General features: G+C 60.8%; 13 protein-coding genes. 11 read left to right on the top strand and 2 right to left on the bottom strand.

What is annotated here, in order from left to right; translation table 11 throughout:
• The first annotated feature begins 120 nt into the window (after positions 1-120).
• The 4 genes from EFQ99_RS05115 (at position 121) to EFQ99_RS05100 (ending at position 3,798) form a co-directional block, all read left to right on the top strand.
• On the top strand, positions 121-840 hold the full coding sequence (locus EFQ99_RS05115; protein ID WP_126919538.1) for a hypothetical protein: 720 nt from the start codon (positions 121-123) through the stop codon (positions 838-840).
• Positions 837-1,376 carry a hypothetical protein gene (locus tag EFQ99_RS05110; RefSeq protein ID WP_126919537.1) on the top strand — a complete coding sequence of 180 codons (540 nt, stop codon included), beginning with the start codon at positions 837-839 and terminating at the stop codon, positions 1,374-1,376. Before EFQ99_RS05115 ends, EFQ99_RS05110 begins: the two co-directional genes overlap by 4 nt.
• A gap of 343 nt (positions 1,377-1,719) precedes the next feature.
• Positions 1,720-2,076, top strand: coding sequence for a hypothetical protein (locus EFQ99_RS05105; protein ID WP_126919536.1), 357 nt, complete (start codon positions 1,720-1,722; stop codon positions 2,074-2,076).
• A gap of 228 nt (positions 2,077-2,304) precedes the next feature.
• On the top strand, positions 2,305-3,798 hold the full coding sequence (locus tag EFQ99_RS05100; RefSeq protein WP_126919535.1) for an MDR family MFS transporter: 1,494 nt from the start codon (positions 2,305-2,307) through the stop codon (positions 3,796-3,798).
• A 215-nt stretch (positions 3,799-4,013) separates the two neighbouring features.
• Here the strand turns inward: EFQ99_RS05100 and EFQ99_RS05095 are convergent, their stop codons facing one another.
• Positions 4,014-4,760 (bottom strand): glucose 1-dehydrogenase, encoded by a 747-nt coding sequence (locus EFQ99_RS05095; protein ID WP_126919534.1) that lies wholly within the window; start codon positions 4,758-4,760, stop codon positions 4,014-4,016.
• Between the two features lie 108 nt (positions 4,761-4,868).
• Between EFQ99_RS05095 and EFQ99_RS05090 the strand changes: the two genes are divergently transcribed.
• Positions 4,869-5,210 carry an ArsR/SmtB family transcription factor gene (locus EFQ99_RS05090; RefSeq protein WP_126919533.1) on the top strand — a complete coding sequence of 114 codons (342 nt, stop codon included), beginning with the start codon at positions 4,869-4,871 and terminating at the stop codon, positions 5,208-5,210.
• A gap of 33 nt (positions 5,211-5,243) precedes the next feature.
• Here EFQ99_RS05090 and EFQ99_RS05085 read toward each other — a convergent pair whose 3' ends face one another.
• Entirely contained in the window at positions 5,244-6,140 is an 897-nt protein-coding gene (locus EFQ99_RS05085; protein ID WP_126919532.1) for a GntR family transcriptional regulator, read from the bottom strand.
• A 294-nt stretch (positions 6,141-6,434) separates the two neighbouring features.
• Here EFQ99_RS05085 and EFQ99_RS05080 point away from each other — a divergent pair, with 294 nt between their 5' ends.
• The 6 genes from EFQ99_RS05080 (at position 6,435) to EFQ99_RS05055 (ending at position 13,310) form a co-directional block, all read left to right on the top strand.
• A complete protein-coding gene (locus tag EFQ99_RS05080) occupies positions 6,435-7,937 on the top strand; it encodes a UxaA family hydrolase (RefSeq protein ID WP_126919531.1) in 1,503 nt (500 codons plus the stop codon).
• 38 nt (positions 7,938-7,975) lie between these two features.
• Positions 7,976-8,995 (top strand): aldo/keto reductase, encoded by a 1,020-nt coding sequence (locus tag EFQ99_RS05075; protein WP_126919530.1) that lies wholly within the window; start codon positions 7,976-7,978, stop codon positions 8,993-8,995.
• A gap of 9 nt (positions 8,996-9,004) precedes the next feature.
• Positions 9,005-9,451 carry an RbsD/FucU family protein gene (locus EFQ99_RS05070; protein ID WP_126919529.1) on the top strand — a complete coding sequence of 149 codons (447 nt, stop codon included), beginning with the start codon at positions 9,005-9,007 and terminating at the stop codon, positions 9,449-9,451.
• 210 nt (positions 9,452-9,661) lie between these two features.
• On the top strand, positions 9,662-10,651 hold the full coding sequence (locus EFQ99_RS05065; RefSeq protein ID WP_126919528.1) for an ABC transporter substrate-binding protein: 990 nt from the start codon (positions 9,662-9,664) through the stop codon (positions 10,649-10,651).
• Positions 10,652-10,754: 103 nt separating this feature from the next.
• Complete coding sequence (locus EFQ99_RS05060) at positions 10,755-12,308, top strand: sugar ABC transporter ATP-binding protein (RefSeq protein ID WP_126919527.1); 1,554 nt, start codon at positions 10,755-10,757, stop codon at positions 12,306-12,308.
• Between the two features lie 27 nt (positions 12,309-12,335).
• Positions 12,336-13,310: an ABC transporter permease gene (locus EFQ99_RS05055; protein WP_126919526.1), complete on the top strand. Its 975-nt coding sequence runs from the start codon at positions 12,336-12,338 to the stop codon at positions 13,308-13,310.
• Positions 13,311-13,324 lie beyond the last annotated feature (14 nt).

Genomic DNA, 13,324 nt, shown 5'->3' with positions numbered 1-13,324 from the left:
TCGTGACGTCCTATGATTGATCGTTGAGGACGACTGTAATGCTCACTTGTTCGGCGCACGCCAAAGAAGAGCCCAGCATGACAATCGATGGCACTAAACGAACGCTGCCGGAGGTCAATCGTGATTGAAGGTAAATTGCCAGAATTTCCGGAGGAAGATGCGCGCGGGATTGGATACCATGTCGCACAGACCGCATTAGGAGCGGCCGACGTCGCTCTTCCCGGTGCGGGGTATGCCCTGCAGCAGATTGTCGGGCACTTCGTAGGCGAGCCGCTTGCGAAAAGACGGGAAGAGTGGTTTCGCCTCGTCGGCGCGGTTATTGTTCAAATGCAGGAGAGATTTGACGATTTCGATCCTGCAAATCTATCTCAAAACGAAGAGTTTATAAGCTGCGTTTACGAAGCTACCGACCTTGCTATGAAGACACATCGCGAGTTCAAAAGAGAAGCTCTGAAGAACGCGATATCGAACACGGCGCTGGGCTTCACTTTGGACGAGGCTGTCAGAGGCCGCTTCATGAGTTGCATCAACGCCTTCTCAGAAGCTCATATTCGAGTGCTGTCTGTTCTCCACAACCCTGGAGCCTATGAAGCCTGCGTTCGAGCTGCATCCAATATATACATGGGTGCGCAGATTTCCGTGATCAGAGGAGAGATAACCAAGGAAGCGGTGCCGGACGCTGTTATGACGGTGATAGTTTCGGACCTCACACGCGAAGGCTTCATTGACGGAGGACTTAATACCATGGTTTCCGGCGGTTCACTCCTCGCGGCAAGGACGACAGATACGGGCAATGCCTTTCTGCGCTTTGTGACAGCTCCGTTCGGTTTAACTGCATGACGGAAGAGGAGCTTGCACAAGAGTTTAACGACATTGTCACCAGCGGTGATCCGTTAAATGTCGTAATTCGATCGACAGTTGTGATCGAGCGCGAACTGACCCTGCTGATCGAAGAGTGTGTTCATACTCCAAGCGCACTGAAATCGATGGACATGACTTACAATCAAACCGCATCGCTCGCCGTAGCTCTTGGGGTTCACCCGCGGCTGTTGCCGCCTCTGAACGCACTTGGCAAGATCCGAAATCGCTTTGCGCATCAGCTTATCAAGACATTTTCGAAAAATGATGCAGACAATTTCTACAAATCCTTCCACCAGGAGGACAAAGACATCATTACGAAGGTTTTTACTATGGCTCGGGGTCGATCGACCCTGTTCAAAGGCATCCCGAAATCGCCGGCTGCCATGGAGCCTGTGGAACGCTTCGCCTTGTGCGTCCTCTCCTTGAGGGCAGCCATCATTGCAGCGCGAGAGATGGCTAGGCGCGAGCGAGAGAAGATATCGAAGGCAATGGCTCCGCATCAATCGCAATCTTGAATTCTAGCTTTAGCCCCTTAGCCATCGAAATTTTCGGTGGATGATCTCTGCATTGGACGAGTGGACGATTTGCTTTCCTTCCGCAATGGCCGACGCCGGCCATCTACCGACGCCCGGATCGCCCGCCGAACTGCCGGCTGTCCACCAATCCATCGCTGCAGTCGAAGCGGTTCTAGTGGAAGTCAAAGACGGAGAGCCTTCCGTCTACGAAGCCAGAGGGCTTCTCACGCATTAGGTCTTGGAGCGGCCCTCCAATCAAACGCCGGTGAAAACCGCGCCCAGGACAGGAACAATGCCGCCGCTGAGCAGGTTCGCTCTTGAGACAACAAGGATGGAGAAAATCATGTCCTTTAAACTCATCGCGATATCCCTCCTTTCGATCGGTCTTGCCGGCTCGGCCATGGCGCAGACGACCGGCGGGGCGAATTCCAGCGGGCGGCTTTCGGTGGCGCCTGTCATCGGCGGCTCGGGGAATTCGGGCGCGGGATCGGCTGGTACCGGCTCTGCCGGTGCAGGGTCAGCGGGCACGGGTTCCGTCGGGACCGATCTCGGCACTACCGGCAGCACGACCGGCAATGGCGGCGTCGATCTCAATAGCGGCCGCAGCACGATCAATCCCGACGGACTCAATCCGGATCTTCAGCAGGTGCCGGGCTGTACCGCGGGGACGGGTTCACTTAGCGAAGCATGCCAGCAGTGAGGATGGGCTACCGTTTGCCTGCCGACAGAATGGAGGCCCGGAGCGGAATGGCGCCGGGCCTTCGGCTGCCGTATGACGGCACCTAAAAACGACGACTGCCGCGAGAACTGCTTTACCGGCCGGCTTCCAGGTCGTAAAAGAACGGCATCCCTCCGCAAACGGCGCACGCCACCCATCCTGCCAGCTGCCGATTTTTCCGGCCATGCGGAGCACCCGAAGAGGATCGTCATGTCGAATGCTGCGCATCGCTCGAACCGCGTGCTTGTCGTCGCCACCATCATGCTCGCGACCTTTATGGTGGCGATCGAGGCGACGATCGTGGCGACGGCTATGCCGCGCATCGTCGGGCAGCTCGGCGGATTTTCCTATTACAGCTGGGTGTTTTCGGCCTTCCTGCTGGCGCAGTCGACGACGACTGTTATCTACGGCAAGCTTTCCGACATTTTCGGGCGCAAGCCGGTGCTGATCGGCGGCATCGTCATCTTCCTCGCGGGCTCGGCTCTCTGCGGGTTTGCCTGGTCGATGATGTCGCTGGTGCTTTTTCGGCTATTGCAGGGGCTTGGCGCCGGTGCGATCCAGCCGGTGACGATGACCATCATCGGCGATCTCTTCACGCTTGAGGAGCGCGGCCGCGTGCAGGGCTTCATGGCGACCGTCTGGGCGACATCGGCCGTCGTCGGGCCGCTTGCCGGCGGCATCATCGTCGACAACATTTCCTGGGCCTGGATCTTCTGGATCAACCTGCCGATCGGCATCGTCTCGATCATCGCCTTCATGGCCTTCCTGAAAGAGGATGTGGCGCACAAGCAGGCAAAGATCGACTATCTCGGCGCGGTGCTGTTTTCGATCTCGATCGTGGCGCTGCTCGTCATGCTGACGGAAACGGATGCGAGCGCCTGGATTCTGATTTCGCTTTTCGCCGTCTTCGTGATCGCCGGCCTTCTCTTCCTTGCGCAGGAGAAGCGGGCGCCGGAACCGATCATTTCGATCGCGCTCTGGAGCCGCCGGCTGATCGCGACCAGCAATGCGGCGACGCTGCTTGCCGGCATGGCGCTGATCGGGCTTTCCACCATCCTGCCGATCTATGTGCAGGGCGTGCTCGGCCGCTCGCCCATCGTTGCCGGCTTCACGCTCACCATGCTCGTGGTCGGCTGGCCGATGGCGGTGATGCTTTCCAGCCGCTTCTACAGGGCTTTCGGCATCCGTCGCACCTTGCGCGTCGGCAGCCTGCTGTTTCCGTTCGGCGCCTGCTTCCTGTTGTTCCTGACTCCGGAAAGCTCGCCGGCGCTTGCCGGCGCCGGCTCCTTCTTCATGGGCTTTGGCATGGGTCTCATCAGTCTCACCAGCATCGTGCTGGTGCAGGACAGCGTCGAATGGTCGATGCGCGGCAGCGCCACCGCCTCGATCATCTTCGCCCGCAGCCTCGGCAATACGCTTGGCGCCACCGTGCTCGGCGCCATTCTCAACGCCGGCATCAGCCACTATGCCGGCGGCGAGGCCGCCGCCGGCCTGCATGCGGCACTGAACCAGCCGACCGGGCTTTCGGCGCTCGCTGCCGATCCGGCAATCCGCTCGGTCTTTAATGCGGCGTTGCATTGGAGCTTCTGGGGCGTGGTCGTCGTCGCGGTGCTGACCTTCTTCACTACCTGGCTGATCCCGGTCGGCCATAGCAGGCGTGAAGAGCCGGCCGCAGGAACGACAAGCGAGGCGGCTTCACAATAGCGGTTCAGCTTTCAGTCAAGCCCGGAACCGGTCGCTTTAACCTTGCACTAGAGCGGTTCAGCTTTTCACGGAAGCGCAGAACCGCTCTAAGTTTTTGTTTTTAGGCAATTCCGGACGGAAAACCGCTTCACACTTTTCCTGGAATTACTCTAAGAGAGCCTACTGTGACGAGTGGCGTACGTGCTCCACGAGAGAGCACGCAACCATCACAACGATCAGCGGAAACCGCCGCTGGCGGCCAAGCGCTCGCCGGTCAGCCAGCGGGCATCGTCGGAAGCGAGGAAGACCGCGACACCGGCGATATCATCCGGCTGGCCAGTGCGGCCGAGCGGCGTCTGGGCCACCAGAGCCTGCTCGAAATCCGAGCCGATGACGCCGGCGGTGTGTGTGCCCTCAGTCTCGACGATCCCCGGGAGGATGGCGTTGACCCGGATCTTGCGGGGACCCAGTTCCTTGGCGAGCACGCTGTTGATGCCCTCCACGGCGCCCTTCGTGCCGGTGTAGACGGAAGAGTCAGGCGGAGCCAGGCTGGTGACCACAGACGAGATGTTGATGACGCTGCTGCCCTCGCCAAGATGCTTGACCGCTGCCTGGGTGGTCAGCAGAACACCCAGAACATTCACGTCGAAGATGCGACGATACTGCTCTTCGGTCACCTGCTCGATCGGCGCAAATTCATAGACACCGGAGTTGTTGACCAGCACGTCGAGCTTGCCGAATTCCTTGACCGCGGCATCGACCAGGCCCTGTGCCTGTTCGGCCTTGGAGACATCGCCCTGCACCGCGATGGCTTTGCCACCCGCCGCGCTGATCGCCTCAACCACGGCATCCGCTCCCGCCTTGCTGGAAGCGTAGTTCACCACCACTTGTGCACCCTCCGCGGCGAGCGCCTTGGCAATCGCGGCGCCGATCCCTTTGGAGGCGCCCGTTACGACTGCGACCTTTCCCGTGAGCTTAGCCATCTCTAATTCCTTCTGATCCGGACTGGCGCCGAGATTGGCTGCCTTGTTCCGTAGTTCAGAAATTCGGAACTGTTGATCTGGATGTCAAGTGGCACTATATGAAAATTCATGAGACCGCTCTTTCACCCAGCAATCGAGGACATCCGGCCTGAGGCGATCCTGTATGCACTCTCCGACCCGGAGCGCGTCGCAATATTTACGCAGCTTGTCGCCGGCTGTGGGGTGACGTGTTCTGCGCTTGCCTATCTGGGCGAGCGCATCATCCCGAAATCGTCGCTATCGAACCATTTCAAAGTGCTGCGTGAGTCCGGGCTAATCCGGAGCGAGCGCCAGGGTGTGGAGATGCGCAACCAAAGCCGCTGCGCAGAGCTGGATGAGCGCTTCCCGGGCCTGATCGGTGCTATTCTCACGGCCTACGGACAGCGTCCTGGCCAGCCGAAAGCCGATTGAGCGACCCTAGAACCAAAAGCTGCTTTCATCAGCTCAGGCGCTCTCGGCGATCTGCGGCAGAGATTGCAGCAGGGTCTGGCGTGCGGAGCGCAGATGCACACGGCAGGCCTTTTCGATCGCCGCCTGGTCGCCGGAATCGAGTGCTGCGATGTAATCCAGATGTTCGTGGATGGCCCGCTCGTTGCGCTCGCGGGCGGCGGTTTTGTTCCACTGGTAGTGATAGTGGAAGATGATGGCGATCGCATCGTAAAAATCGGCGATGAAGCGGTTCTTCGAGGCGCGGTGGATCAGCAAGTGGAAACGTTCGTCGAGAACGGAGAAATCCTTGAAGCGCTCATTGATGTCGCCGAGCATGGCAAGGTGTTCATCGCGCATGGCGGCGAGATCGATCCACGCCTGGTTGTCGCGGGAAAGCCGGCCGAATTCGGCGGCGGAATGCAGCTCGAACATCTCGCGCACATCGGCAAGCTCGAGGGCGAATTCGCGGGTGAAGCCCTTCAGCGTCCAGTGGCTGTTCGGGCGTTTCTCAATGAGGCCGAAGCGGGAGAAGCGGATCAAGAATTCGCGCACGCTCGTCGTGCCGGTGCCGATCTCGCGGGCAAGCTCCAACTCGTTGATCTGCATGCCCGGCGCGGCATCATCGGCAAGGATGCGCTGCATGAAGCTGCGCTCGATGATGTCATGCAGCGAATCCGTTTCTTCGGAAGGGAAGAGGTCGCGGTCGGTCGGCTGGCGCAGCACGGTCTTCTGGCGCTTGTTCCAGCGGATGATACCTTCTTCGCTGAGCCTGGTGAGGATGGCGCGCGCCGTCGAGCGGCTGACGCCGAGCTGGGCGGCGATCTCGGGTTCCGAGGGCAGCGCCGTATCGGTGCGCAGCGCTACGGCGTAGCGATTGTACGCTTCCTTGAAGACCGTGTTCTGCCTTGCCATCAGACCTCCGCTTTTCCGCCCGCGTGCCGCGATCGCCATTCCCGCTCAAAGAGCAGGACAGCGCCGGACCGGGGCTTGTTCAAACGACCTTTAGCTTATTTCCGGCCGCCTGCGGCTCATTGCCTCCCTCGTCCACAGGATCAATATTCCCGTTGACTTGAAAATGTTTATTGTAGATAAAAAACAAAATCAATGCGCATTCGCCGATGCAGCGGGTGTTTCATCAAGAGCAGGAGCATGATGTCGTCCCAAAATCGCGGACGCTTTTCGGCATCATGCTCAAGGGAGAAGAGATTGGACAAACAGCCTTGGATCATCCTGTCGGCCGGAGACAATGTCGCGGTCGCAACGGCGGCTATCGCGCAGGGTTCGACGGTTGCCGGCGTTGAGGCTCGCCAGAAGATCGATCCCGGCCATAAGGTCGCGATTGCGGATATTCCGCTTGGCGCTGCGGTAGTGAAATACGGACAGGCAATCGGCCGCACCACGGCCGAGGTCAAGGCCGGCGACCACGTGCACAGTCATAACCTGCATTTCGAAAATGACCGGCTGGCCGCGACCGCCAATTCGGCACCGGAAGCGGCGAGCGCCGAGGACACGGCGCGTACCTTCATGGGTTATCGCCGCGCCGACGGTCGCGCGGCAACGCGCAATTATATCGGCATCATTGCCAGCGTGAACTGTTCCACCACGGTCTGCCGGGCCATCGCCGACGAGGCGAACCGGACGATCCTGCCGCATTACGAAGGCATCGATGGTTTCGTGCCGATCGTGCACGATCAGGGCTGCGGCATGAGCTCGACCGGCGACGGCATGAACGTGCTGCACCGCACGCTTGCCGGTTATACAAGGCATGTGAATTTCGGCGGCGTGCTGATGATCGGCCTCGGCTGCGAGGTCAACCAGCTGACGCTTTACGGCCAGAGCGGCGCGGGCGCCTCGAAGCGGCACTTCAACATCCAGGACGCCGGCGGTTCGCGCCGCGCGGTCGAGCGCGCCATGGGCGTTCTGCGCGAGATTGCCGCCGATGTCGGCAGGGAAAAACGCGTGCCGATCTCGATCGGCGAGATCATCATCGGCCTGCAATGCGGCGGCTCGGACGGCTTTTCCGGCATCACCGCCAATCCGGCGCTCGGTGTCGCTGCCGATCTTCTGGCTGCGGCCGGCGGCACGGCGATCCTTTCGGAAACCTCGGAAATCTACGGTGCGGAACACCTGCTGCGCAGCCGCGCCGTCAGCGACGAGGTGGCAAAGAAGCTCGACGAGAAGATCGCCTGGTGGGAGGAGTACGTCGCCCTGCACGGCGCCTCGCTCGACAACAACCCTTCGCCCGGCAACAAGCGCGGCGGGCTCACCACCATCCTGGAAAAGTCACTCGGCGCGGTTGCCAAGGGCGGGCGCTCGCCGCTGACGGCGGTCTATGGTTACGCCGAGCGGGTCACGGCGCCCGGCCTCGTCTTCATGGATACCCCCGGCTACGACCCGGTCTCTGCGACCGGCCAGGTGGCAGGCGGGGCAAACATGATCGCCTTCACCACGGGCCGCGGCAGCTGCTTCGGCTGCCGACCGGCGCCGTCGCTGAAACTTTCCAGCAATTCGGCGCTCTTTGCCTCGATGGAAGAGGACATGGACATCGATTGCGGCACCATCGCCACCGGTGATGCGACGATCAGCGGCAAGGGCCGCGAGATCTTCGAGCTCATCGTCGATACGGCTTCGGGCAAGAAGACCAAGAGCGAGATCTTCGGCTACGGCGATAATGAATTTGTGCCCTGGCATCTCGGCGCGACGCTCTAAATAAAGAATCGAGTTTGAGGTCCCGGCGAGGAGAGATGATGAAGACCAGACGGATCGGCAAAACCAAGCTTGATGTGACCGAAATCAGTTTCGGCGCGGCGGCACTCGGCGGCCTCTACCGGGAATGCCCGCGCGAGCAGGCGATAGACACGCTGCAGGCGGCCTGGGACAGCGGTATCCGCTATTTCGACGTGGCACCCTGGTATGGGCTTGGCCTTGCCGAGCGGCGGGTCGGCGACTTCCTGCGCGACAAGCCTGAAGGCGATTACGTGCTTTCCACCAAGGTCGGTCGGCTTATGCGGCCGGTGCCAACCGGAACCGTGCCCAATTACGGCTATGTCAATCCGCTCTCCTTCGATGCCGATTACGACTATTCCTATGACGGCATCATGCGCTCGGTCGAGTTCAGCTATGCCCGCCTCGGCCTCAACCGCATCGACATTCTCTACGTGCACGACATCGGCGGCTATACGCATGGCGCGGCGAAAAACGCGGTCCACCTGAAACAGTTCCTCGATTCCGGCGTTAAGGCATTGGAAGAACTGCGCTCCTCGGGTGCGATCTCCGCTTTCGGTCTCGGCGTCAACGAAGTGCCGGTCTGCCTCGATGTCATGCGCCATGCCGATCTCGACTGCATCCTGCTCGCCGGCCGCTATACGCTGCTCGACCGTTCGGCCGTTGCCGAACTCCTGCCGCTCTGCCGGCAGAAGGGCACGTCACTGGTCGTCGGCGGTGTCTTCAACTCCGGCATCCTCGCTACCGGCCCGGTGCCGGGCTCGCATTTCGACTATCTGCCGGCAGATGACGACGTGCTCGCCAAGGTCGGCGCGATGGAGGCGATCGCCAAGCGCCACGGGGTGCCGCTCGCGGCTCCCGCCATGAAGTTTCCGTTGCGAGAGGATATCGTCGCATCGGTGCTGATCGGCACGGCCAAGCCTTCGAGCCTGACGCGCAACATGGAGATCGTCGCGCCGCAGATTGACGACGGCATCTATGCCGAATTCGAACCCTACACGCTGGTTGCGCCGCCGCTCGGCGCCGAAGCTGTCCGAGTCTGAGGAGAAAACATGCTTAGGGGTATTCATCCACTGCTCGGCCCTGACCTGCTCCATGCTCTGAAGACCATGGGACATGGCGACGACATCGTCATATCAGACGCCAATTTCCCCTCGGGCTCGATGGGCCCGCCGGTCATTCGCGCCGACGGCGTCAGCGCCACAGCGATGGCCGAGGCGATCCTCACGCATATGCCGCTCGACACTTTCGTGCCGGAAACGGCATGGCGGATGGAGGTGGTTGGCGACCCCCACGCGGTGCCGGAAGTCTGCGCCGAGTTCCAGGAGATCGTCGCCAGGCGCGGCGGCGATTTCCGCATCGTGCCGGTGGAGCGCTTCGCCTTCTACGCGATGGCCCGCAAGGCTGCCTATATCGTCGCGACGACGGAATTTCGTTTGTACGGCAACCTGATTCTGAAAAAGGGTGTGGTGCATCCGCACGAAGTCGACATGGCTTGATACCCTATTTTAGGCTATCGTGGTATTGAAATAAAATCAGTTGCTTGGGGGAATTTTTCCAAGGAAAAAAAGCGAGATCGGCGCACTTGCAATTTGAATGCGCCTCGGCTAGCTTCTCCCGGCAAATGTTTTTTATCGATAAAAACCCTCCGCTAGCGTTCAGCGGTCTGGTTTATTTGGAGGAGAACGCATCTTGAGAGGAGAACCCTTATGACCATCGTAAAATCCCTTCTGTCGCGCCGCGCCTTTGCAGCGCTTGCGGGTGTTGCTTTCATCGCCACGGCAATGCCGGCAACGTCCTTTGCTGCCGAGGTGACGATCCCGATCATCGTCAAGGACACGACGTCCTTCTACTGGCAGATCGTTCTGGCTGGCGCTCGCAAGGCCGGCAAGGATCTCGGCGTCAAGGTGCCGGAGCTCGGCGCACAGGCCGAATCCGACATCAACGGCCAGATCAGCATTCTTGAGAACGCCGTTGCCGGCAAGCCGGCCGCCGTCGTCATCTCGCCGACCGAGTTCAAGGCCCTCGGCAAGCCGATCGACGAAGCCGCCAAGTCGGTTCCGATCATCGGCATCGACTCCGGCGCCGACTCCAAGGCATTCAAGTCGTTCCTGACGACCGACAACGTCCAGGGCGGCCGCATCGCTGCCGACGGTCTTGCCGCTGCCATCAAGAAACTGACGGGCAAGGAAGAAGGCGAAATCGTCATCCTCACCAATCTTCCTGGCGTCGGCTCGCTGGAGCAGCGCCGCGAAGGCTTCCTGGATCAGGTAAAGACCAAGTATCCGGGTCTGAAGGTCATCGCCGACAAGTACGGTGACGGCCAGGCGACGACCGGTCTTAACATGATGACCGACCTGATCACGGCCAATCCGAAGCTCGTTGGCGTCTTCGCATCGAACCTGATCTTGGCGCAGGGCGTCGGCCAGGCAATCGCCGAAAACAAGCTCGGCGACAAGATCAAGGTCATCGGCTTCGACAGCGACGACAAGACGGTCGGCTTCCTCAAGGACGGTGCGATCGCCGGCCTCGTCGTCCAGGACCCCTATCGCATGGGTTATGACGGCATCAAGACCGCGCTTGCCGTATCCAAGGGCGAGAAGGTTCCGGCAAATGTCGACACCGGCGCCAACCTCGTCACCAAGGCGAACATGGCCGATCCGAAGATCGACGCACTGCTGAACCCGAAGATCAAGTAAAACGACAAGACGGCCGCGCCGGCTTCAAAAGCCGGCGCGGCCTTTCTCATCCGTGGTATGATTCACCAGGGATGGAGCAGACGTGACAAGAGAGGAGAGGTCCATGATCGGACTGGAAGAGGTCAGTCATCGCCACGATGACAGCGCGACGCTGAAAGAAGCCAATCGAATTCCCGCTGGATCGCCCATCCTCGAACTGAAAGGCCTGCAGAAGAACTACGGTCACGTGCAGGCGCTGAAACCAGCGACGCTGACCTTCCTTGCCGGTGAAATCCACGCCATCGTTGGCGAAAACGGCGCCGGCAAATCTACCCTCATCAAATTGCTTACCGGCGTCATCACCCGCACGGCCGGCGAGGTACTGTGGTGTGGCCATCCGGTAGGCTTGTCGACGCCGAACGAGGCAATCGCCCGCGGCATCAACGCTGTCCACCAGGAAGTCGTGCTCTGCCGGCACCTGACTGTTGCCGCCAATCTCTTCCTCGGCGACGAGGTCAACCGTTACGGGCTGATGCGCAAGAAGCAGATGGAGAAAATGGCGCAGGCCGTTCTCGACGATCTGGGCTTCGGCCTGCCGGCCGGAGCGCTTCTGAGCTCGCTGACGATCGGTCAGCAGCAGCTCGTCGCCACCGCGCGCGCGGCCATGCGCGGCACGCAATTCCTGATCTTCGACGAGCCCACAGCCTATCTCACCCGCCAGGAATCCGCACAGCTCTTCAAGCTGATCCGCCGTCTGCAGGGTGAAGGCGTCACCATCGTCTACATCAGCCACCGCATGGAAGAAGTCTTCGAACTTGCCGACCGTGTCTCGGTACTGCGCGACGGTACGCATGTCGGCACCCGGCCGATCGGCGAGACCAACGAGACCGAGCTGATCGCGCTGATGATCAATCGCTCGATCGAGCAGATCTACCACAAGGAAGACATTCCGATTGGCCAGACGATCGTCGACGTCAGGGGCCTCACCGGCCCGGGCTTCGAGGACGTGTCGCTGAGCGTCAAGGCAGGACAGATCGTCGGGCTCTATGGCCTGATCGGTGCCGGGCGCAGCGAATTTGCGCTTGGGCTCTATGGGCGCCAGCCGACAAGCGCCGGCGAGATCCACTGGATGGGCAAGCGCGTCGATATCAGGAACGAACGCACCGCGATGGAGCTCGGCATTGCGCTCGCGCCCGAAAGCCGGCGCGACCAGGGGCTCTGCCTCAACCTGCCGATCGGCCTCAACATCAACCTGCCGGTATTCGGACGTCTCAGCAACGGCCCGGTCATCAACCACGCGCGCGAATCGACGAATGCCGACAAGCAGATCCGCGATCTCAGCATCAAGACGCCGAGCCGGCGCGTTCCGGCCTCCAGCATGTCGGGCGGCAACCAGCAGAAGATCGTCATCGGCAAGTGGCTGAGCCACGGCGCCCGGCTTTTCATTTTCGATGAGCCGACCGTCGGTGTCGACGTCGGCACCAAGGCGGAAATCTACCGGCTCTTCGCCAAGCTTCTGAAGGAAGGGGCGGGCATCATCCTGATCTCCTCCTACCTGCCCGAGGTCTACGAACTGGCCGACCGGCTGCACGTCTTCCGTGGCGGCAAGCTCGTCGCGAGCCATGATTTCCACGCGGCGACGCATGAAGAAGTGCTCAGCGAAGCCATCGGCGTCTGAGCCAAAAGACTAAGAGGGAGAAAATCCATGACTGCCACCCCCACCGAAATCGTCGCACCGCCGCCGCGCCGGAAAATGAACATCCTGTTCGGCCTGACGCTGATCGGGCTGCTGATCTTCCTCTGGGTCGTGCTCGGCTTCGTCACCGAGAGCTTCTGGACGCCGCTCAACATCTCCAACCTGCTGCGCCAAGGGGCGATGACGGCGATCCTGGCGCTTGGCCAGACCTTCGTCATCATCACCGCCGGCATCGACCTTTCGGTCGGCGCCATCGTCGGCTTCTGCACGGTCGTCATCGCGTGGCTGCTGCAGGCGGGCATACCGCTCTGGGCGGCGATCGTGCTGACGTTGGCAATCGGTGTGGCGATCGGCGCCTTCCATGGCTTCGGCATCGTTCATATGGGCCTGCCGCCCTTCATCATCACGCTGGCGACGCTGACATCGCTGCGCGGCATCGGCCTGCTGATCACCAACGGCTCGACGATCAGCATCACCGACGAAAGTTTCAGCAATTTCGCCCGCGCCGATTTCCTCGGCGTTCCAAGCCTGTTCTGGATGGTCATTCTGGTGGCGGTCCCCTCCTTCGTCTTCCTGCATCTGAGCCGCTGGGGCCGCTATCTCTTCGCGGTCGGCTCCAATGCCGAGGCGGCGCGCCTTTCCGGCGTCAACGTCAAGGGGATGATCTACCTTGCCTATATCCTTTCGGCCGGCTTTGCAGCCTTCGTCGGCGTCCTGCTCGCCTCGCGTATTGCAATCGGCAACGCGACACAGGCCGACGGCTGGGAACTGCAGGCGATCGCCTCCTCAGTCATCGGCGGCACCAGCCTGTTCGGCGCGGTCGGTTCCGTGCATGGCCCGCTGATCGGCGCCTTCATTCTCGCCACCATCAACAACGGCGCGAACCTTCTGAACGTCAACTCCTTCTGGCAGCGCATCATCACCGGTCTGCTGATCATCGTGATCGTGTTCTTCGATCAGTTGCGCCGCCGCAAGAGCAATTGAGCGACAAAAGGACA

Origin of the sequence: Rhizobium vallis (assembly GCF_003985155.1) — a bacterium.
Taxonomy (GTDB): Bacteria; Pseudomonadota; Alphaproteobacteria; order Rhizobiales; family Rhizobiaceae; genus Rhizobium; species Rhizobium vallis.
Note: the sequence above shows the minus strand (reverse complement) of the source record. Positions and strands in the feature narration are given on the sequence as shown.